Genomic DNA, 19667 nt, shown 5'->3' with positions numbered 1-19667 from the left:
TGAAGTTTTTGTGGAGACTTCACCTGCGAGGAAACGTGAAAAGTCGCAAGTCGGTGCTCCGGACGGTCGATGTCGCGCGCGGGGCCGGCTACTCGGTCCAGCAGGTGCGCGATCTCGAACGGGCCGGGGTGCTTCCGCCGGCCGCGCGGACGGAGTCGGGCTACCGCGTCTACGCCGAGGAGCATCTGTGCGCCGCGTTCGCGTACCGGGCGTTCGCGAAGGGGCTCGGCCCGGTCGAGGCGAGGAACCTGATGCGAGCCGCACACCGGGCTCCCGCCGCCGACGTGCTCGCCCGCCTGGACGCCGCACACGCGAACCTGCACGCCGAACGGCAGGAGCTGGCGCTGGCCAAGCACGCGGCCTCGTTGATCGCGGGAGAGCCGGTCTCCGACACTCGCCCGTCGGACTCGATGAGCATCTCCGAACTCGCTGACGCGCTCGGGATCCGTCCGTCCACGCTGCGGCACTGGGACGCGGAGGGGCTCGTGGTGCCCGGTCGCACCGGCAACGCCCGCACGTACTCCCCCGAGGCCGTCCGCGACGCCCGCATCGTGCACCAGCTGCGCCTGGCCGGGTACCGGATCGAGCCACTGCGGGCGCTGCTGCCGCGCCTTCGCGCCGGGCGTCGGTGGGAGGAGGTGCTGACTGCGCTCGCGGCACGGGACGCCGATCTCACGACCCGCTCACGGGCGCTGCTCGACGGCGCCGCCGCGCTCGCCGGGGTGCTCGATCAGCCGAGGTAGGACAGGATTCCCGCGGCGATCGAGTCGGCATACCGCTGGCGCCCGTCCGATGTGGACATTTCGGCGGCCTCGGCGGAGTTGCGCATGTTGCCGCATTCGATCAGCGCCGCCGGCCGGGTGGACAGGTTCAGCCCGGCCAGATCGTCGCGCGGGGCGAGCCCGTCGTTGCCGAGGTAGTTCGAGACCGGGAACGTCTCGCGCAACGCGTCGCGCAGCGTTCGCGCCAGGGACATCGACGGCTCGCCCTGCGCGGCGTTGAGCGCCGGGCTGGAGTAGGCGACATGGAAGCCGTGCGCACCCGCCGAGGTCGAACCGTCGGCGTGGATCGAGACCACCGCGGCGGCGTTGGCCTCGTTGCCGATCTCCGCGCGCTTGTCGACGCACGGGCCGACGCCGTTGTCGTCGGCGCGTGTGTAGACGACGCGGATGCCGCGCTCGGTCAGCTTCGCCCCGACCCGCCGCGCGACGTCCCAGGTGAAGGCGTGCTCGGTGTACCCGCCGTTGGTCGCGGTACCGGTCGTGTTGCACGGTTTCGTCCGGCCGCGGCCCGCCGGTACCTGCTTGTTGATGATGCCGGGGTTGCTCGCGTTGCCGCCGTTGTGGCCGGGGTCGATCACCACGACGAGGTTGTGCGCCACCGGGCTCGGCGCCGGTGACGAGGACGACGGAGCCGGAGCCGGCGCCGACGAGGAAGGCGGAGCCGCCGCGGACGTGGCCGCCACCGACGAGGGCGCCGGCGCCGCGGCGCCACCACCACCGGAACACCCGCCGAGCAGCGCGGTACCCAGCAACACAACGAAGAGATGCCATCGCACGGCGAACACAGTGTCACAGCCGGGGCGACTACGCTGGCGGACACGTGTGCAAGTCCCTCGAGGATGGGAAGCGGCAATCATGGTCCAACCCGGTGGTGGAATGCCCGACATGCAGGCCATCCTGCAGCAGGCGCAGCAGATGCAGCAGCAGCTGGTGGCCGCGCAGGAGGAGCTGGCGCGTACCGAGGTGACCGGTAGCGCGGGCGGCGGACTGGTCACGGCCACCGTGTCCGGTGGCATGGAGCTGAAGAGCCTCAAGATCGACCCGAAGGTGGTCGACCCCGAGGACACCGAAACGCTGGCCGACCTCGTGGTCGCCGCCGTGCGCGACGCGTCGAAGAACGCGCAGAAGCTCACCGAGGAGAAGCTCGGCCCGGTGGCGGGCGCGCTCGGCGGCGGCGGCATGCCCGATCTCGGCAACCTCGGCCTGCCCGGGCTCGGCTAGAAGGCGACAAGCTTGTACGAGGGTGTTGTTCAGGACCTGATCGACGAGCTGGGCCATCTGCCCGGCATCGGGCCGAAAAGCGCGCAGCGGATCGCTTTTCATCTGCTGGCCGCCGATCCTGCCGATATCGCTCGGTTGCAGGACGTGCTCGGCAAGGTCCGTGAGGGTGTGCAGTTCTGCGAGATCTGCGGCAACGTCTCCGAGCAGGAGCAGTGCCGGATCTGCCGGGACACGCGCCGGGACGCGTCGCTGATCTGCGTGGTCGAGGAGCCCAAGGACGTGCTCGCGGTGGAACGCACGCGCGAGTTCAAGGGCCGCTACCACGTGCTCGGCGGTGCGCTCGATCCACTGTCCGGCATCGGGCCGGACCAGCTGCGCATCCGCGAGCTGCTGACGAGGATCGGCGGCGAGGAGGTCACCGAGGTGATCATCGCGACCGATCCGAACACCGAGGGCGAGGCCACCGCGACCTACCTGGTGCGGATGCTGCGGGACTTCCCCGGCCTCACCGTCACCCGCCTGGCCTCGGGGCTGCCGATGGGTGGCGACCTCGAGTTCGCCGATGAGCTCACGCTCGGCCGCGCGCTGTCCGGCCGTCGTGCTCTCTGAAGTCGCCGACGCCGCACTCGCCGAGCCCGCACGGCTCGGCGACGTGCGCGTCGTCGCGGTCGACGGTCCCTCCGGTGCGGGCAAGTCGACCTTCGCCGCGCGGTTGTGCGCGGAATTCCGCCGCCGTGGCGTGCGCACGGTCTTGATCAGCTCGGACGAGTTCGCCACCTGGGACGATCCGGTGTCGTGGTGGCCGCTGCTGGCCGACGGCGTACTGGGGCCGCTCGCCCGCGGCGAGTCCGGTCGCTACCGGAAACTGGACTGGACCAGCGGCTTTCCGGTGCCCGGCGAGGAGGTCGCCGTGGCGCCGCCCGAGGTGCTCGTACTCGAAGGCGTTTCGGTCGGCCGAGCGTCGTTCCGATCGCGGTTGTCCATGTTGTGCTGGGCCGGTGGTCCGGACGAGCGAGCTCGGCTGGAGCGCGCTGTCCGGCGCGACGGTGAGGCGTGCCGGGCGAGTCTTCGCCGCTGGCAGGCGTTCGAGCGGGGCTGGTTCGCAGTGGATCGACCCGACGCCGCAGTTCACCCAAAAGGGTTAGTACCACTGGTCTGAACCGGTCCAATTCTCGACGCAGAGCTACCTGGAACCACCTGCGTGCGATGGTTTCATGTTTCGCTGTAGCGCGATCGTAACCTTCGGTCCTCAAAGTTTGACCGCAGTTGGGGCTAGGGTCGTCGGTCACCAACAGCAATTTCTACAAGGAGTTCACATGCTCCCTCAGCGGGTGGCTCGCCTGCGCCGACTCGCCCTGATCGGGCTCGCCGGCGGTCTCGCGGTGGCCATGTCGGCGTGCGCTTCCGAACGCGGTTCGGGTGGCGGCGCGAATGACACGTTCGTCTTCGGCGCCGCCGGCGCGCCGAAGAACTTCGACCCGATCTTCAACGACGATGGAGAGAGCTTCCGCCCCGCGAGGCAGATGTTCGACACCCTGGTCACCTACAAGCCGGGCACCACCGAGCTGGAGGGCGGCCTCGCCACGGCCTGGACCCCGAGCTCGGACGGCAAGTCCTGGACCTTCACCCTGCGCCAGGGCGTGAAGTTCCACGACGGCACCCCGTTCAACGCCGCCGCGGTCTGCTTCAACTTCGACCGTTGGTACAACATGAAGGGCGCCGCCGCGCAGAGCCAGATGATCTACTACGGCGACGTGTTCGAGGGCTTCGCGAAGAACGAGGGCGACGCCAGCGGCCAGCCGGTGTACAAGTCCTGCGAGGCCAAGGACGACCACACCGCCGTGATCAACCTGAACAAGGCCAAGGGCGCCTTCCCCGACGCGTTCGGCCTGACCTCGCTGTCCATCTCCAGCCCCGACGCGCTGAAGAAGTACAACGCGGACAACGTGACGCAGAGCGGCGAGTCCTTCGCCTATCCCGCGTACGCCACGGATCACCCGACCGGCACCGGGCCGTTCAAGTTCGACAGCTTCGACAAGACCAACAACACCATCACCCTGGTGCGCAACGACGACTACTGGGGCCCGAAGGCCAAGGTCGCCAAGCTGATCTTCAAGATCATCCCGGACGAGAACGCGCGCAAGCAGGAGCTGGCGGCCGGCACGATCGACGGCTACGACTTCCCGAGCCCCGCCGACTACTCCTCGCTGGAAAGCAGCGGTAACAAGGTGCTGATCCGCCCGGCGTTCAACATCCTGTACCTGGGCATCAACCAGAAGAACAACCCGAAACTGGCCGACGTGCGGGTCCGGCAGGCGATCGAGTACGCGATCAACAAGGAGCAGCTGGCGAAGAACAAGCTGCCCGCCGGCGCCTACCCGCAGGACCAGTTCCTGCCGAACAACGTTCCCGGCTACACCCAGGCGGTCGAGAAGCACGCCTACGACGTGGCCAAGGCCAAGCAGTTGCTGGCCGACGCCGGCGCGACGGGCACGACGCTGAACTTCTACGTGCCCACCGAGGTCACCCGCCCGTACATGCCCAACCCGGTGGACATCGGCGCGGCGGTCGCGGACGACCTCAAGGCCGCCGGGTTCACCGTCAACGTCGTGCAGGAGCCGTGGAACGGCGGGTACAAGGACGACGTGCAGAAGGCGGGCAAGCAGGACATCCACCTGCTGGGCTGGACCGGTGACTACGCCGATGCCGGCAACTTCATCGGGACGTTCTTCGGCAGGCAGAAGGCGGAGTTCGGGTTCAACAACCCGCAGATCTTCGATGCGCTGTCCAATGCGGACAAGCAGGTCGACCCCGGTGCCAAGGCGAAGGCCTACGAGCAGGCCAGCGTGCTCATCTCGCAGTACGTGCCCGCGGTGCCGTTGACCTCCTCGCCGCCGGCGATCGTGGTCAAGAAGAACGTCAACGGTCTCGTCGCGAGCCCGCTGACCGACGAGCGCTTCTACACGGTCTCCAAGGGCTGACGCACTCGCGGCGGGGGCGGCACCGGGCACACGTCCGGTGCTGTCCCCGTGCGGGCGTCCCGACCAGGGCACGACTTCATGCTGCGATTCACTGTTCGTCGGTTGCTGCAAGCGATTCCGACACTGCTGGTGCTGTCCATACTGGTGTTCGCCTGGCTCCGGGTCCTTCCCGGCGGCCCGGCGGGCGCACTGCTCGGTGACAAGGCGACCCCGGAAAGCCTGGCCGCGATGCGGCGGCTGATGGGGCTGGACGAGCCGATCATCGTGCAGTACTTCAAATTCCTCGGCCGGGTGTTCACCGGCGACTTCGGCAACTCGCTGGCCAGCGGCGACGCGGTGATCAGCGAGATCGGCCGCCGCTTCCCCGCGACGATCGAGCTGTCCGTCTGCGCGCTCGTGCTGGCCATCGTGTTCGGCATCCCGATGGGCTATCTCGCCGCCCGCTACCGGGGCAGGCTGCTGGACAACGCCGCCGTGATCACCACGCTCGTGGGCGTCGCGGTGCCGGTGTTCTTCCTCGGCGTGCTGCTGAAGTACATCTTCGCGCAGAAGCTGGGTGTCCTGCCGCCGTCCGGACGGCAGGACGTGACGATCGACGCCACGCACGTCACCGGCTTCTTCGTGCTCGACGGCCTGCTCACCGGCGAGTTCGACGCCGCGTGGGACGCGATCAAACACCTGATCCTGCCCTCGATCGCGCTGGCCAGCATCCCGTTCGCGGTGATCGTGCGGATCACCAGGGCCTCGGTGCTGGACGTGCAGCAGGAGGACTTCGTGCGCACCGCCGAGTCCAAGGGCCTGACCACGCAGGTGATCCGGCGCCGGCACGTGCTGCGCAACGCGCTGCTCCCGGTGTCGACGACCATCGGCCTGCAGACCGGGCTGTTGCTCGCCGGTGCGGTGCTGACGGAGAAGGTCTTCAACTGGCAGGGCCTCGGCTCGCTGCTCGCCGAGGGCATCGAACGCCGCGACTTCCCGCGCCTGCAAGGGCTTCTGCTGCTGGCGGCCGCGGTGTACGTGCTGGTGAACCTGCTGGTCGACATCTCCTACGCGATCATCGACCCCAGGGTGCGTGTCCGATGACGAAACTGCTGACACGCAAGGCCGAGCGGATCGACGAACTCGCCGAGTCCGGCGGCACCAGTCTGGCCAAGGACGCGCTGCGGCGGATGCGCCGCAGCCCGGTGGCGATCGTCGGGGCCGTCATCACGGTGCTGTTCGTACTGCTGGCGATCTTCTCGCCGCTGCTGGCGCCGAAGGACCCCTACGTCCGCTACGACCAGTTGCGCGAGAACCTCACGCCGAGCAGCATTCCCGGCCCGATGCCGGGCTTTCTGCTGGGCAGCGACCAGAACGGGTTCGACTTCTTCTCGCGGTTGCTCGTCGCCTCGCAACAGACGCTCATCGTCGGCGTCGGCGCGACGATCATCGGCGCGGCGGTCGGCATGCTCATCGGCGGGCTGGCCGGCGCGTTCGGCGGCTGGGTGGACACGCTGCTGATGCGGCTCACCGACATCCTGCTCGCGTTGCCGTCGCTGCTGCTCGCCGTGTCGATCGCGGCGATCTTCCAGCACGGTACACAGTGGACGGTCATCATCGCGGTGTCCGTGGTGAGCATTCCGATCTTCGCGCGCCTGCTGCGCGGGTCGATGCTCGCGCAGCGCTCCAGCGACCACGTGCTCGCCGCGACGGCGCTCGGGGTCCGGCGCACCACCATCGTGTTCCGGCACATGCTGCCGAACTCGCTCGGCCCGGTGATCGTGCAGGCCACCCTGACGCTGGCGACCTCGATCCTCGAAGCGGCCGCGCTGTCCTTCCTCGGCCTCGGCGATTCGGACCCCGACCGGGCCGAATGGGGGCTGATGCTGGCCAAGGCGCAGGGGCTGCTGGACGTCAAACCCGAGCTGGCGTTCTACCCCGCCGTCGCGATCATCATCGTGGCCCTGGGTTTCACGCTGCTCGGCGAGTCGTTGCGCGAGGCGCTCGACCCGAAGAACAGGCGGTAAATCGCAATGGCACTACTGGAAGTTCGCGATCTTTCCGTCGTGTTCCGGCGGAAGGGTACGGAGGCGTTCACCGCGGTGGACGGGGTGAGTTTCGACGTCGAACCCGGCCAGACGGTCGGCCTGGTCGGCGAATCGGGCAGCGGGAAATCGGTGACCGCGCTGGCGATCATGGGCCTGCTGCCCAAACGCGGCGCGGAGGTGACCGGCAGCGTCAAGTTCGCCGGCACCGAGATGCTGCGGCTGTCGGACCGGCAGCTGCGCGACCACCGGGGCCGCGACCTCGGCATGGTGTTCCAGGATCCGCTCTCCTCGCTGAACCCGGTGATCTCGATCGGGCTGCAGATCACCGAGGTGCTGGAACGGCACCGCGGGATGAGCCGCAAGGAGGCCACCGCCGAGGCGGCCGAACTCCTCGGCCGCGTGGGCATCCCCGATCCGAAGCGGCGGCTTTCGGAGTATCCGCACCAGTTGTCGGGCGGGATGCGGCAGCGTGCGCTGATCGCGATCGCGCTCGCCTGCCGTCCGCGGTTGCTGATCGCGGACGAGCCGACCACCGCGCTCGACGTGACCATCCAGGCGCAGATCCTGGCGTTGCTGTCGGAACTGGTGCGCGAGACCGACACCGCGTTGATCATGATCACGCACGATCTCGGCGTGGTCGCCGGGCTGTGCGACGAGGTGAACGTGATGTACGGCGGCCGGGTGGTGGAGCGGGCCGAGCGGCACGCGTTGTTCGCCTCGTCGCGGCACCCGTACACGCACGGCCTGCTCGCGTCGATCCCGCGGCTGGACGCACCGCGCGGCGAACGGCTTTCGCCCATCAAGGGTTCCGTGGCCGACAACATCCCGTGGGAGCACGGCTGTGCGTTCGCGCCGCGCTGCCCCAACGCGCTGGAGGTGTGCCGCGACGTGACGCCCGAGCTGGCGCCGGACAACGGCGGGATGCTGCGCTGTCACAATCCGGTCGGACAGATGAGCGGGGTGCGCTGATGGCCGCGTTGGTGAGTGTCGAAGGCATCGAGGTGCACTTCCCGATCAAACGGGGCGTGGTGCTGGACCGGACGGTCGGGCACGTCTACGCCGTGGACGGGGTCGACCTGGAGATCCAGCGCGGCGAGACCTACGGGCTGGTCGGCGAGTCGGGCTGCGGCAAGACCACGCTGGGCCGCGCGCTGCTGCGGCTGGTCGAGCCGACCGGTGGCCGGGTGGTCTTCGACGGCACGGACCTGTCGACGCTGAAGGGCGAGGCGCTGCGCAAGATGCGGCGCCGGATGCAGATGGTCTTCCAGGACCCGCTCTCCAGCCTGGACCCCCGGCAGTCGGTGGAGTCGATCCTGGTCGAGGGCATGCGCGCGCACGGGCTCGACAAGGACCGGGAGAGCACGCGCAAGCGTTTGCGGGAACTGCTGTCGGCGGTCGGCCTTCCGGAGAGTTCGCTGCGCAAGTACCCGCACGAGTTCTCCGGCGGGCAGCGCCAGCGGATCGGCATCGCGCGGGCGCTGGCCGTGGAACCGGACCTGATCGTCGCCGACGAGCCGGTGTCCGCTTTGGACGTTTCGGTGCAGGCGCAGGTGATCAACCTGCTGGAGGACCTGCAGCAGACGCTCGGCCTGACCTACCTGGTGATCGCGCACGACCTGGCGGTGGTGCGGCACATCTCCGACCGGATCGGCGTGATGTACCTGGGCTCGCTGGTCGAGGAGACCGACTCCGAGACGCTGTACGCCCAGCCGCTGCACCCGTACACGCGGGCGTTGCTGTCGGCGATCCCGGTGCCGGATCCGGAGGTGGAGGACAGCCGCGAGCAGATCCTGCTGGCCGGCGACCTGCCCTCCCCGGCGGCACCGCCGCCGGGCTGCCGGTTTCACACCCGGTGCCCGTGGCGGCAGGAGACCCGGTGCGACACCGAACGCCCCGCGCTGCGGGAGATCGGCGCCGGGCACCGCGTCGCCTGCCACTACGCCGAGGACATCGAGGCCGGCCGCATCACGCCGCACGAGGTGACCGCCGAACTCGTCGAGGCGACATCGACCGGTGGGCCGGAGGTGAGTCACGCCGTCTCGGTCACTGAGATCCCGTGATCCGGGTACCCTGGCGGCTGTGCACATCGACCAGTGGCTGGAGGCCATTCCGCCGCTCCTCGTCTACATCTCGGTAGGCCTGGTGATCGGCCTGGAGAGCCTCGGCATTCCGCTCCCGGGCGAGATCGTGCTGGTGAGCGCGGCGTTGCTGGCGTCCAGCCATCCCGCGCTCAACCCGTGGCTCGTCGGCATCGTGGGCAGCGCGGGGGCGATCATCGGTGACAGCACGGGCTATCTGATCGGCCGCAAGGGCGGCCAGCGGCTGTTCGACTGGGCGGGCCGGAGGTTCCCCAAGCACTTCGGGCCCGCCCACGTCGAGAACGCGGAACGGATCTTCGCCAAACGCGGGGTGTGGGCGGTCTTCTTCGGGCGATTTGTCGCGATTCTCCGGATCCTTTGCGGACCGCTCGCCGGTTCGCTGCACATGCACTACTGGAAGTTCCTCGCCGCCAACGCGCTCGGCGGCATCGTGTGGGCTGGCGGTACGACCGCGCTGGTGTACTCGCTCGGAATCGTCGCCGAGCAGTGGCTGTCCCGGTTCTCCTACATCGCGCTGGGCGTCGCGATCCTCGCCGGCGTGGTCATCAGCTTCGTGATCAAGAGGCGGATGGGGCGGCATCAGGCCGAGGAGACCGGCTCACCGGAGCGGGCGCGCGCCGAGCGTCTCTAGGGAGGGCCGGTCGGGTGCCGAACCCCGCGAGGAGCGCGGCGGTAGCGAGCCGACCAGGACCCCGCCGACCACGACCACGCCCGCCAGGATCTCGACCAGCGCGGGCCGTTCGCCGAGCAGCAGGAACGACGCCGACATCCCGACCACCGGCACCAGCAAGGAGAACGGCGCCACGATGTTCGCCGGGTTGCGACGCATGAGCGTGGTCCAGATCCCGGCGCCGAACACGGTGCCGATCGCCACCACGTAGGCGAGCCCGCCGACGCCGATCCAGCCGTTCGCGGTGCCGATCGTGGCCAGCGACTCCCACTGCGCGCGGGGCCCTTCGAAGATCAGCGACAGCGCGAACATCGGGATGGGCGGGACGACCGACATCCACAACGTCAGGTGCAACGGGTTCTCGGGCCGCGCCTGGCGCGAGCAGATGTTGCCGATGGCCCAGCTGAACGCGCCGAGCAGGGTGAGCAGCACCGGCAGCAGCGCCGCGGCCTCCGCCCGGTGCCACGCGATGACGATCATCCCGGCGACGGCCGCCAGGATTCCGGCCAGCTGCCGCGGGGTCAGCCGCTCCCGCAGGAAGAACGCGCCCAGCAGCACGGTGAACGGCGCCGACGCCTGCAGCACCAGCGAGGCGAGTCCGGTGGGCATGCCGTTGTCGAGCGCGATGAACAGGAACGCGAACTGCCCGGTGCCGAAGCCGAGGCCGTAGCCGATGAGCCAGCGTGCCTTCACCTTCGGGCGGGGGATGAACAGGATCGTGGGGATCGCGATGACGAGGAAGCGCAGCATGCCCGCGAACAGTGGCGGAAAGTGCCCGAGCGTCGCGTGGATGGCGAGGAAGTTCAGGCCCCAGACCATCGCGACGAGCATGGCCAGCAGACGGTCGCGGGTGGTCATACCTCCAGCTTGCGGTACCTAACTGTGTAGCACAATCGAGATTATTTGCATCAACTCTTAAGCTGTCCTTCATGGACATCGCCCGGCTCCGCGTCCTTCGGGAACTCGCCGACCGCGGCAGCGTGACGGCGGCGGCACGCGCGCTGCACTGCACCCCGTCGGCGGTGTCGCAGCAGATCAAGGCGCTGCAGGTGGAGGTCGGCCTGAACCTGACCGAGGCCGCGGGGCGCGGCCTGCGGCTGACCGACGCGGGGCGGCTGCTGGTGGCGCGTGCGGACGAGGTGTTCGCCGCGCTGGAGCGGGCGGAAGCCGAACTGGACACCTACCGCAGCGTGCCGCGCGGCCGGGTGCGGCTGGCGATCTTCCCGTCGGCCGCGCTGATGCTGTTGCCCGGTCTGTTGCGCCGCATCGAGGAGTTGCCGGGACTGGAACTGGACGTGCGGGACATCGACATGACCCCACCCGAGGTACCGGCCCTCACCGGCGACTTCGACATCGTGGTCACCCACCGGGACGAGGTCGCGGACCCGTTCCCCACCGGGCGGCTGGAGGTGACCCACCTGCTGCGCGAACCACTCGACGTGGCCGTGCCGCGCGGGCACCGGCTGGCGGGCCGGGACCGGGTGGAGCTGACCGAACTGGCCGAGGAACGCTGGATCGGTGTGGACGTCGGCTACCCGGTGGACGACGTGCTGCGCTCGCTCGCCGTGCGCACCGGGGTGCGGCCGCGCGTGGTCTACCGGATCAACGACTTCCGGATCACCGAGGCGCTGGTGGCCGCGGGGCAGGGCATCGCGCTGCTGCCGAGGCACACGATGGACCGCAGCCGCCTCGCTCGCCTCGAACTCGCCGGCATCCGCGCCGCACGCCACATCGAGGCGGTCTGCCGGGCGGGCTCGATCACCCGCCCGGCCATCACCACGGTGCTCGATCTGATGCGTCTCGAGGCCGAGTCCCTTACAGCGCCGGGCTGACCGGTGGCGCGCCTCGCCGGCGGGCGACCGCGCCCGGAAACGCCGGGTCCTACCGGTGCGAGCGGTTGACCGCCGATACGACCGCGCGCAGCGACGCCGTCACGATCGACGGGTCGATGCCCACGCCCCAGAACACCTTGTCGCCGATGGCGCATTCGATGTAGGAGGCCGCCTTCGCGTCGTCGCCGGGGGTCAGGGTGTGCTCGCTGTAGTCCAGGAGCCGCAGGTCATATCCCACCGTCGAGAGTGCGTCGAAGAACGCGGCGATCGGGCCGTTGCCGGTGCCCATGATCTCCTGCTCCTCACCGTCGACACGCACGGTCGCGCGCAGGTTGTACTCGCCGTTCGCGGTGACGTGCTGGCTCACCAGCTGCAGCGGCGACTGCGCCTCCAGGTACTCGGCGGAGAACGCGTTCCACATCGTCTCCGGGGCGACCTCGCCGCCCTCGGAGTCGGTGTGCCGCTGGATCACCTGCGAGAACTCGATCTGCAGCCGCCGCGGCAGGTCCAGCTGGTGCTCGGTACGCATGATGTACGCCACGCCACCCTTGCCGGACTGCGAGTTCACCCGGATCACGGCCTCGTAGGTACGCCCGACGTCCTTGGGGTCGATGGGCAGGTACGGGACCTCCCACGGGAACTCGTCCACCGGCACGCCCGCCTTCTCGGCGGCGTTGTTCAGCGCGTCGAACCCCTTGTTGATCGCGTCCTGGTGGCTGCCGGAGAACGCGGTGAACACCAGGTCCCCGCCCCACGGCTGGCGCTCGGGCACCGGCAGCTGGTTGCAGTACTCGACGGTCCGCTTGATCTCGTCGATGTCGGAGAAGTCGATCTGCGGGTCGATGCCCTGGCTGAACATGTTCATCCCCAGCGCGACCAGGTCGACGTTGCCGGTGCGCTCGCCGTTGCCGAACAGGCAGCCCTCGATCCGGTCAGCTCCGGCCTGGTAGCCCAGCTCCGCCGCGGCGACACCGGTGCCGCGGTCGTTGTGCGGGTGCAGCGACAGAATCACGGCGTCGCGGCGCTCCAGGTTGCGGCCCATCCACTCGATTGAGTCGGCGTACACGTTCGGCGTCGCCATCTCGACCGTCGCGGGCAGGTTGAGGATCACCGGCCGCTCCGGCGTCGGCTGCCAGATGTCGGTCACCGCGTTGCACACCTCGGCCGCGTACGACAGCTCGGTGCCGGTGTAGGACTCGGGCGAGTACTGGAAGCGGAAATCGGTGTCGGAGTACTTCTGCGCGTACTCCACGACCAGGTCGGCGGCCTGCAGCGCGATCTTCTTGATGCCCTCGCGCTCCTCGCGGAACACGACGCGGCGCTGCAGGATCGACGTCGAGTTGTAGATGTGCACGATCGCCTGCGGCGCGCCTTCCAGCGCCGCGAACGTGCGCTCGATCAGTTCGGGGCGGCACTGGGTCAGCACCTGGATGCGGACATCCTCCGGGATCGCGCCCTCTTCGATGATCTCGCGGACGAAGTCGAAGTCCGTCTGCGACGCGGCCGGGAAGCCGACCTCGATCTCCTTGTAGCCCATGCGGACGAGCAACTCGAAGAACTTCCGCTTGCGCGCGGGCGACATCGGGTCGATCAGTGCCTGGTTGCCGTCACGCAGGTCCACCGCGCACCACAGCGGGGCGCGCTCGATGCGCCTGCCCGGCCAGGTGCGGTCGGGCAGCTGGATGTCCTCCACCAGGCGGTACCACGGCTGGTAGCGGTGAAAGGGCATCGAGCTGCCGCGCTGCGGATTCCAGGTGGGCTGGTCGGCGGGCGCGGGGCGAGAGGGCGTGCGGACGGCGCTGGTATTGCCGGGCTGGGTGGTGCTCATGCTTGCTGAATCTCCTGCCGGATGTCGGGGTGGGCGACCGGCGGCGTCACGAAGCCCCGCGACGGGGGGCCGGTCCGATCAGGCCCCGTCGCGGCAGCGAAGCAGGAGAGCGCGCGCCACGTCGTTCACTGTAGCCCCGGAGAGTTGATGTTGGAAATGGGGCTCGCGATCCAACCGTGACCTTGTTGCCTACTGGCTGGTAGCGACAGCGCCGTGGACGTGCCACACTTCCGGCATGGCCGAGCACGCCGAAAAGAGCGAGAAGAACCTCACCGACGAGGACTCGCACCCCAAGCGCGGAGTCGATGTCGACTGGCGCCGGGTGAAGGACCAGGTTGTCGCGATCGTCGCCGGGATCGTCCGCTGGGCAGGGCTGCTCTTCGCGCTGATCCTGGTGCTGCACGTGATCTTCACGATCGGTTCGGCGAATCCGGACAACGGCATCGTCTCGTGGGTGCGCGGCTGGGCCGACAGTCTCGCGATGGGATTCAAGGACCTGTTCGAGCCCAGTGACCAGAACCTGCGCGTGCTGGTGAACTACGGCATCGCGGCGCTGTTCTGGCTCATCGTGTCCTCGATCGCGGTGAAGATCATCCGGCGCGTGTTCGGCGGTTCCTCCGCCTAGCGCTACTCCGTTCGCTGGATTTCCGCGCCGGTTCGTATCCGCGCGCGTACCCGCCGCGTCTCATCCGCGTGGATGGCATGGACAGCCTTCGGCATGCGATCGAGACGATCCCGATTCCCGGCGCCCCGCCACGTCTGTCCCAGCAGGGCGCCGCCGTCGGGCTCGCCCTGCTGGACACGTCGCTGCGCCTCAACCACGTGCGCAGACTCACCGAACGGCTCACCGTCGTCGAGCACGGCACGGCCCGGCGCACCACCGAGGTCGACGTCAGCCTGAAGCTCCTCGACGAGGGCCAGCGCGAGGCCACCGCCGGGTTGCAGAACCTCATCGGCCGCGAGCACGGTGAGCGCGTCAGCGCCACCACGCAGCAGCGTTCGCTGTGGGTGCCGTTGGCGAGGCTGCCCCGTCGCGAGATGTCGCCGGTGGACGTGTTCGACGCGGCAGGCCAGAAGCTGCCGCGACTGACCCAGCACGAGGTGTCCAGGCTGGTCGCCTCCGGGCTGTACCGGCTGCTGCGCGGCATCCTCGCCGGCGACGAGCACGCCCAGTCGGCCAAGAACGAGCTGAACATGTTCCTGTTCCAGGTGCACGAGCCGCGCTGGCTGGTGCGGCAGGCGCTGCTGACGTTGCTGACCGAGCGCAACCATCCGGCGGAGGAGTTCACGCTGCCGCCCGCCGAGGGCACCGTGCCCGGCTACGGCAGGCAGTGCCGGGACATCGCGCTGGACGTGCTCGACGGCTATGCGCATCTGCTGGTCGAGTACGCGTACCTGCTGAACGTCGCGATCCGCGACCACCTGCTCGTCGTCGCGCTGGACGACGCGGTCGACGAGCACCGGCTCACCTACGAGACGCCGTTGCACGTGGAGACCCGGCCGTCCCGCGCCGCCGAGCAGTGGCGGCGCCTGCGCGCGAGCCGCCGAGGGTACGTCGTGCGGTACGAGACCGTGGTCCCGGCGACGCTGAAGTCCTATCACCTGGTGGCCAGCACCGCGCCCGAGGCGGAGATCTCGCGGATGTATCTGTCCACCGACGCCGACCAGTACCAGGTCGACAGCCTGGCCGCGGATCTGGTCTCGCTCGCCGAACGGCAGGAGAGCGCCGCACTGCACGAAACCGACGGAGCATCGCACAAGATCCTCGAACTGCAGGCGCAGACGGTGCTGCGCAGGCTCGCGGACCTGTTGCGCCGCCGCAAATGGGAGGCCGGTCAGTCCGAAGTGGAACTGAGCGCGCGCACGATGCCGGCGTGCCATCGCCTCGCGGCCGCGGCGACCACCGGGGACGCGGTGCGCGTCGAGACCAACGAACTGGACAACTCACTGCGGCGCCACCCGGAGTTCACGGTCGCCAACCTGCGCGGCGCGGCCCGCGAGCTGACCGACAGGGAGTTCGGCGAGGATCTGGTGCTGGTCAACAGCATCACCGACAACGAGGCGCGGGCCTACTGGCGCCGTTCCGGAACCGATCAGCGCGGCGACCAGGTCAGGGTGCGGGCGGGACTGGTGCTCAAGGACTCCACGAAATCGGGGCCGCGCAACGTGATGCTCTACGCGCTCGCGGTCGCGCTGGTGTCGTTCGTACTCGGCTGGCTGCTCGTCGGCAGCCCGTGGCCGTACGGCAGAGCGGCCACCGAGGCGCTCGACAAGATCGGCGACGGGCAGTCCGTGATCACGATGTTGTTGCTGGTACCGGGCTTTCTCTACAGCAGGCTGTCGTTGCCGCCCCGGCGCACGGTCGTCGGCTATCTCGGCGCGCTGCCGCAGGTGCTCGGCCAGTTGAGCATCGTCGCGGCGGCCGCGTTCGCGGCGACCGTCGCGACCCAGAGCAAAGGTGTGGTCGTGCAGGTCGCGCTCACCGTCGCGGTGGCGCTGCCGGTGCTCGCCGCGGCGGTGCTCTTCGGTCAGCTTTCCTGGCGTGAACAGGTTCCGCTGTCGAGGATCGGCGTGCCACGCTGGGTGGGCACCGGCGCGCGGGAGGGCGGGAAACCGTTGGAGGCCAACGTCCGCTTCGACTCCTCGGAAGGGTGGTGACCATGGCCTCGCGGCGGATCTCCATCCGGAACGTGGCCGACCTCGCGCGGGCGGGGTTCGAGATCGCGCGGCAGCCATTGACCAAAGTGGACTTCGAGGTGCACCACGTCCAAGCGCGGCAGGGGTATTTGCGTGATCTGTGTGCGGACAGTGCGGTGTTCCTCGAGACGATCTGCTCGGCGACCAACGGCGGCGGGGTCGTGATCGGCACCAGGACCAGGACGCCGGTGACCGGCACCGAGCCGATCGAGCCGCCGGCGGGCCCGCAGGCGGCCGAGCGGCCGCGCATCAGCGACGACGGCTGGATCTTCCACCAGGCGGCCTGGCCCAACCCGACGTTCATCTACGAGTCGGCGCAGACGTTCGAGGGCCTGATCGCGATCGACCCGACCGCACGCGAGGTCAGCGAGTGGCACGGCCTGGCGATCCGGGATCTGGCGAAGGAGATCGCGCAGGCGGCGGCGACGCTGGTGGACGCACCGCTGCTGTCGCTGAACTGTCCCACGCAGCTGCCGACGACGGTGAAGACCCGCAACCACGATCTGCGCACCCGCAAGGAAATCGCCTCACCCTGCTCGTCACTGGCGATCCGGTTCTCCGTCGCGCTGCGCGAGGTGTCCGCCGCCACGCGGTTCGAACTGGCCGACCGCATCCGCGAACTGTGCGAGAAACACGGCTACGGATTCTGGCTCGCCGACACCAGGCCCGGACACCGCCCCGGCAACTGGTTCGAGGTCTGCCCCGCCGAAAGCGAGTTCTCCTCGCTCTACAACGGTGACATCCGCTCCCGCCAGCGGATCGGCACCTGTCTGCCGGTGACCTGCGTCGGCCCGGCACGGGTCGGTTCGACGCACGCGATTCTGACGTTCCTGCAACGATATCCGCAGGTCGGCGTGGTCGGCTGTACCGGATCGACGCTGTCGGACATCGCGTTCGTGCATCTCCAGCTCGCGATCCAGGGGGTGGCCGCGGACCGGCTGAACCGGATCCTCGGCAAACTGCTCGGCGAGTCCTCGGCCCCGGCGCGCCCGCGGAAACTGTTGCGCGAGCTGTTCAAACGCCTGGGCCTGCAGCCCGATCCCGCCGAACAGGGCGGGGCCTCGCCGGATCCGGCCAGCGACTACCAGACCTTCGCCGGGCCTGCGCACGCCTACCGCGCGAACCGGATGCCGCCGGACTCGCTGGCCGTCTGGGTGTCGTGGGAGATCGCGCGCAGCCACGGTGGGCCGGCCGCGCCGCTGGGGTGCCTGTACCGCGCGCTCAGCCAGGTGCTGGTGCCGATGCCGGTGCACGAACCGGTCACCACGGTCCCGGCGAGTGATCTCGCGACCGTGGAGTACCTGATCTGCCGCGCGACCGAGCAGTCGGTGGTGCGCGGCAAGGCCAAGCTCGCGGTCCCGAAGTCGATCCTGCGCCAGTTCGCCACCGGCGGGGTCGAACCGCAGGCGTCGAAACTGTGCGCCTCACTGGAGGAGGCGTGGAAGGCGCGCATCGACGAGTCCGGCGTGGCCGGCGTGAGCGAATGCACGGTCGCCTGGCGCGAATCCTGGCTGGGCCACTGGACCTACGCCTAGAACGCCGCCTTGCCCCAGGTGCCGGCGTAGGCGAACTCCGGCAACGGCATCCGGCGCCGGTCGGCCCGCTCCCGTGACACGTCGCGTTCCTCGCCGAGCACTTCCGCGTCGGCCTGCCTGCCGACCGCGATCGCGACCCTCGGCACCGCCTCGTCCGGCACGTCGAACTCGTGCCGCACCGCATCGGCGTCGAAGCCCGCCATCTGGTGTGCGACCAGGCCCTCCGAAACCGCCTGCAGGACGAGATTCTGGCTGGCCAGCCCGAGTCCGTAGTCCGCGTACGGGATCTCGCCCTTCTCGTTGCGCGTGACCGTCACCGCGACGAGCAACGCGCCCGCGCGGCCCGCCCACGACTGGTTGCGTGGCGTCAGCGTGGACAGGATCCGGTCGAACGTGTCGTCGCCGCGACGGCCCACCAGGAAGCGCGCGGGTTGCGTGTTGCCGAACGAGGGTGCCCACCGCGCCGCTTCCAGCAGCGCGCGGAGCTGGTCCCAGGTCACCTCGCCGGTCTCGTCGAGTGCTCGCGGGCTCCACCGTTGCGCGATCAGATCGGCCAGTGGTGCACTGCTGTCAGCTGGTTTCCGCATCACGCTCCCATTCTCGGCGGCACCGATCGCACAGGGGTTCCGGGTGCCAGGCCTTCGCCTGCGCCCGCAGTTCGCGGTGCACGCGCCAGCGCGTCCGGCCCTGCCGGGACACGCCGAACACGCGCATTTCGGTCCGCCGCTGCCCACAGCGCGGGCACACGACCCGCCGGAACACGCGGCGGACGGCCACGTCCGAATCCATGCACCCCTCCACGGGGATTGTCCGTCAGATCGCGTACTTCCACACGCTGAGCGCGTACGCACCGAACCACGCGCTGACGGCGGCGACGCCCGCCACGGTCCACACGGCGCTCGAGCGGCGCCGGTTCGCCAATCCGAGCGCGACCGGCACGAGCAACGTGAACGCGGGCAGCAACAGCCGTGGTTTCGAATGCATGAGACCGCTGGATGCCAGTGCCATCACGACGATCGCGCCGCCGTAGGTGACCAGCGGCCACTCCAGCCGCCGGGACAGCGCCACCGCCAGCAGCACGAGGTAGCCGAGCAGCACGGCGACGGTGAGCACCGTCATCGCGTCCGGGGAGGTCAGGCTCTGCCACAGGAACCGCGTCGTCGCGACACCGCCGTCGAACCTGGTCGACCAGCCCTGCCGCTCGAGATCGGACCAGGTGCCGAGCCGTTCGGCGAATCCTGCCTCCGGGTGCACGCGCAAACCGGTCCACCACAGGTAACCGACCAGCCCGAGCGGTGCGAGCAGCAGCGCGACGGCAGGTCCGCGGCGTTCGCGGGGAAGGCTCACCAGCGCCGCGAGCGCGACGGCGAGCACGAGCGCGAGTGCGGAGGAGCGCACCAGGCCGGCGAACGCGCAGCAGATCCCGGCCAGGTGCCACCGCCGTTCCAGCACGCCGATCAGTGCCCACACGGCCAGCGCGCAGAACAGCGCCTCGGTGTAGGCCATCGACAGCACGACGCCCATCGGGGCGGCCGCGAACAACGCGACGAGTAGATATCCGGCGCGCCGCGAACCGCCGCGCACGATCCTGCCGAGCCGCGCGAGCCCGTAGGCGGCGACCACTCCGGCCACGGCCGGGACGAGTATCGCGACGGTCGTCTGACTCAATCCGCAGGCACCGGAAATCCAACGGATCACAACGGGAAAACCGGGAAAAAATGCGCGCGGCGTGAACGGATTGAGGTAACCCTCCGCATCCGGCACCGGAGGCAGGTCGTAACCGGACGCCGCGATTTCGAGGTACCACCGGCCGTCCCACGCGGTGAGCCGGTCCACCGGACTTCCGTTGCCGAGCACGGCGAGGACGAGCACGCCGAACGCGCGAATTCCCAGGTAGATCAACGCCGGAACGGCAGGCTGCCATCTCGCCGCGGGTCCGGACGGCGAAAGATCCGGATCTGGGCGCAGCGAAACCTGTCGTTCGGTTGTGAACAC

General features: G+C 69.4%; 20 protein-coding genes. 14 read left to right on the top strand and 6 right to left on the bottom strand.

Features of this window, described 5'->3' with window-relative positions; genetic code table 11:
* Positions 1–35: 35 nt before the first annotated feature.
* Entirely contained in the window at positions 36–743 is a 708-nt protein-coding gene (locus HFP15_RS43510) for a MerR family transcriptional regulator (protein ID WP_312871670.1), read from the top strand.
* On the opposite strand, the gene HFP15_RS20825 is transcribed toward HFP15_RS43510, so the two are convergent.
* Positions 731–1567 carry an N-acetylmuramoyl-L-alanine amidase gene (locus tag HFP15_RS20825; protein WP_312871669.1) on the bottom strand — a complete coding sequence of 279 codons (837 nt, stop codon included), beginning with the start codon at positions 1565–1567 and terminating at the stop codon, positions 731–733. The two genes, HFP15_RS43510 and HFP15_RS20825, sit on opposite strands and share 13 nt — an antisense overlap.
* Positions 1568–1637: 70 nt before the next feature.
* Here HFP15_RS20825 and HFP15_RS20820 point away from each other — a divergent pair, with 70 nt between their 5' ends.
* The 9 genes from HFP15_RS20820 (at position 1638) to HFP15_RS20780 (ending at position 9741) form a co-directional block, all read left to right on the top strand.
* Entirely contained in the window at positions 1638–2003 is a 366-nt protein-coding gene (locus HFP15_RS20820) for a YbaB/EbfC family nucleoid-associated protein (RefSeq protein ID WP_168518167.1), read from the top strand.
* Positions 2004–2015: 12 nt separating this feature from the next.
* Positions 2016–2612, top strand: a complete 597-nt coding sequence (gene recR / locus HFP15_RS20815; RefSeq protein ID WP_168518165.1) for a recombination mediator RecR — start codon at positions 2016–2018, stop codon at positions 2610–2612.
* The gene (locus HFP15_RS20810) at positions 2566–3162 is read left to right on the top strand and encodes a uridine kinase family protein (protein ID WP_168518163.1); all 597 of its coding nucleotides are present in this window, start codon (positions 2566–2568) and stop codon (positions 3160–3162) included. The genes recR and HFP15_RS20810 overlap by 47 nt, the downstream gene beginning before the upstream one ends.
* Positions 3163–3319: 157 nt before the next feature.
* Positions 3320–4984, top strand: a complete 1665-nt coding sequence (locus HFP15_RS20805) for an ABC transporter substrate-binding protein (RefSeq protein WP_168518161.1) — start codon at positions 3320–3322, stop codon at positions 4982–4984.
* A 78-nt stretch (positions 4985–5062) separates the two neighbouring features.
* Positions 5063–6067, top strand: a complete 1005-nt coding sequence (locus HFP15_RS20800; RefSeq protein WP_168518159.1) for an ABC transporter permease — start codon at positions 5063–5065, stop codon at positions 6065–6067.
* Positions 6064–6990, top strand: coding sequence for an ABC transporter permease (locus HFP15_RS20795; RefSeq protein ID WP_168518157.1), 927 nt, complete (start codon positions 6064–6066; stop codon positions 6988–6990). Before HFP15_RS20800 ends, HFP15_RS20795 begins: the two co-directional genes overlap by 4 nt.
* A 6-nt stretch (positions 6991–6996) precedes the next feature.
* Complete coding sequence (locus HFP15_RS20790; protein ID WP_168518155.1) at positions 6997–7980, top strand: ABC transporter ATP-binding protein; 984 nt, start codon at positions 6997–6999, stop codon at positions 7978–7980.
* Positions 7980–9071, top strand: a complete 1092-nt coding sequence (locus HFP15_RS20785) for an ABC transporter ATP-binding protein (RefSeq protein ID WP_168518153.1) — start codon at positions 7980–7982, stop codon at positions 9069–9071. The genes HFP15_RS20790 and HFP15_RS20785 overlap by 1 nt, the downstream gene beginning before the upstream one ends.
* Positions 9072–9090: 19 nt before the next feature.
* Positions 9091–9741 carry a DedA family protein gene (locus HFP15_RS20780; protein ID WP_168518151.1) on the top strand — a complete coding sequence of 217 codons (651 nt, stop codon included), beginning with the start codon at positions 9091–9093 and terminating at the stop codon, positions 9739–9741.
* Here HFP15_RS20780 and HFP15_RS20775 read toward each other — a convergent pair.
* The gene (locus tag HFP15_RS20775) at positions 9709–10638 is read right to left on the bottom strand and encodes an EamA family transporter (RefSeq protein WP_168518149.1); all 930 of its coding nucleotides are present in this window, start codon (positions 10636–10638) and stop codon (positions 9709–9711) included. The two genes, HFP15_RS20780 and HFP15_RS20775, sit on opposite strands and share 33 nt — an antisense overlap.
* Before the next feature lie 71 nt (positions 10639–10709).
* On the opposite strand from HFP15_RS20775, the gene HFP15_RS20770 reads away from it, so the two are divergent.
* On the top strand, positions 10710–11612 hold the full coding sequence (locus tag HFP15_RS20770) for a LysR family transcriptional regulator (RefSeq protein ID WP_168518147.1): 903 nt from the start codon (positions 10710–10712) through the stop codon (positions 11610–11612).
* 49 nt (positions 11613–11661) lie between these two features.
* Here HFP15_RS20770 and leuA read toward each other — a convergent pair whose 3' ends face one another.
* Entirely contained in the window at positions 11662–13440 is a 1779-nt protein-coding gene (gene leuA, locus HFP15_RS20765) for a 2-isopropylmalate synthase (RefSeq protein WP_168518145.1), read from the bottom strand.
* Between the two features lie 235 nt (positions 13441–13675).
* Between leuA and HFP15_RS20760 the strand changes: the two genes are divergently transcribed.
* The 3 genes from HFP15_RS20760 (at position 13676) to HFP15_RS20750 (ending at position 17672) form a co-directional block, all read left to right on the top strand.
* Positions 13676–14065: a hypothetical protein gene (locus tag HFP15_RS20760; protein ID WP_168518143.1), complete on the top strand. Its 390-nt coding sequence runs from the start codon at positions 13676–13678 to the stop codon at positions 14063–14065.
* A 77-nt stretch (positions 14066–14142) separates the two neighbouring features.
* A complete protein-coding gene (locus HFP15_RS20755; RefSeq protein ID WP_210717629.1) occupies positions 14143–16098 on the top strand; it encodes a hypothetical protein in 1956 nt (651 codons plus the stop codon).
* Positions 16099–16100: 2 nt separating this feature from the next.
* Positions 16101–17672 (top strand): hypothetical protein, encoded by a 1572-nt coding sequence (locus HFP15_RS20750; RefSeq protein WP_210717628.1) that lies wholly within the window; start codon positions 16101–16103, stop codon positions 17670–17672.
* On the opposite strand, the gene HFP15_RS20745 is transcribed toward HFP15_RS20750, so the two are convergent.
* The 3 genes from HFP15_RS20745 to HFP15_RS20735 are packed head-to-tail and all read right to left on the bottom strand — an operon-like array spanning position 17669 to position 19667.
* Positions 17669–18259 (bottom strand): nitroreductase family protein, encoded by a 591-nt coding sequence (locus HFP15_RS20745; protein ID WP_168518138.1) that lies wholly within the window; start codon positions 18257–18259, stop codon positions 17669–17671. The genes HFP15_RS20750 and HFP15_RS20745 overlap by 4 nt on opposite strands.
* Positions 18243–18461: a hypothetical protein gene (locus tag HFP15_RS20740; RefSeq protein WP_168518136.1), complete on the bottom strand. Its 219-nt coding sequence runs from the start codon at positions 18459–18461 to the stop codon at positions 18243–18245. The genes HFP15_RS20745 and HFP15_RS20740 overlap by 17 nt, the downstream gene beginning before the upstream one ends.
* 24 nt (positions 18462–18485) lie before the next feature.
* A complete protein-coding gene (locus HFP15_RS20735) occupies positions 18486–19667 on the bottom strand; it encodes a putative hexosyltransferase (protein ID WP_312871667.1) in 1182 nt (393 codons plus the stop codon).

The organism is Amycolatopsis acididurans (assembly GCF_012328925.1).
Classification (GTDB): domain Bacteria; phylum Actinomycetota; class Actinomycetes; order Mycobacteriales; family Pseudonocardiaceae; genus Amycolatopsis_E; species Amycolatopsis_E acididurans.
Note: the sequence above shows the minus strand (reverse complement) of the source record. Positions and strands in the feature narration are given on the sequence as shown.

Excerpts from the sequence above, each read along its gene's own strand:
- leuA (WP_168518145.1), bottom strand. The coding sequence starts at position 13,440 with ATGAGCACCACCCAGCCCGGCAATACCAGCGCCGTCCGCACGCCCTCT.
- HFP15_RS20755 (WP_210717629.1), top strand. The coding sequence starts at position 14,143 with ATGGACAGCCTTCGGCATGCGATCGAGACGATCCCGATTCCCGGCGCC.
- HFP15_RS20785 (WP_168518153.1), top strand. The coding sequence starts at position 7,980 with ATGGCCGCGTTGGTGAGTGTCGAAGGCATCGAGGTGCACTTCCCGATC.
- HFP15_RS20795 (WP_168518157.1), top strand. The coding sequence starts at position 6,064 with ATGACGAAACTGCTGACACGCAAGGCCGAGCGGATCGACGAACTCGCC.
- HFP15_RS20800 (WP_168518159.1), top strand. The coding sequence starts at position 5,063 with ATGCTGCGATTCACTGTTCGTCGGTTGCTGCAAGCGATTCCGACACTG.
- HFP15_RS20775 (WP_168518149.1), bottom strand. The coding sequence starts at position 10,638 with ATGACCACCCGCGACCGTCTGCTGGCCATGCTCGTCGCGATGGTCTGG.
- HFP15_RS20745 (WP_168518138.1), bottom strand. The coding sequence starts at position 18,259 with ATGCGGAAACCAGCTGACAGCAGTGCACCACTGGCCGATCTGATCGCG.
- HFP15_RS20820 (WP_168518167.1), top strand. The coding sequence starts at position 1,638 with ATGGTCCAACCCGGTGGTGGAATGCCCGACATGCAGGCCATCCTGCAG.
- HFP15_RS20760 (WP_168518143.1), top strand. The coding sequence starts at position 13,676 with ATGGCCGAGCACGCCGAAAAGAGCGAGAAGAACCTCACCGACGAGGAC.
- HFP15_RS20740 (WP_168518136.1), bottom strand. The coding sequence starts at position 18,461 with ATGGATTCGGACGTGGCCGTCCGCCGCGTGTTCCGGCGGGTCGTGTGC.
- HFP15_RS20810 (WP_168518163.1), top strand. The coding sequence starts at position 2,566 with ATGAGCTCACGCTCGGCCGCGCGCTGTCCGGCCGTCGTGCTCTCTGAA.
- HFP15_RS20770 (WP_168518147.1), top strand. The coding sequence starts at position 10,710 with ATGGACATCGCCCGGCTCCGCGTCCTTCGGGAACTCGCCGACCGCGGC.
- HFP15_RS20750 (WP_210717628.1), top strand. The coding sequence starts at position 16,101 with ATGGCCTCGCGGCGGATCTCCATCCGGAACGTGGCCGACCTCGCGCGG.
- HFP15_RS20805 (WP_168518161.1), top strand. The coding sequence starts at position 3,320 with ATGCTCCCTCAGCGGGTGGCTCGCCTGCGCCGACTCGCCCTGATCGGG.
- HFP15_RS20790 (WP_168518155.1), top strand. The coding sequence starts at position 6,997 with ATGGCACTACTGGAAGTTCGCGATCTTTCCGTCGTGTTCCGGCGGAAG.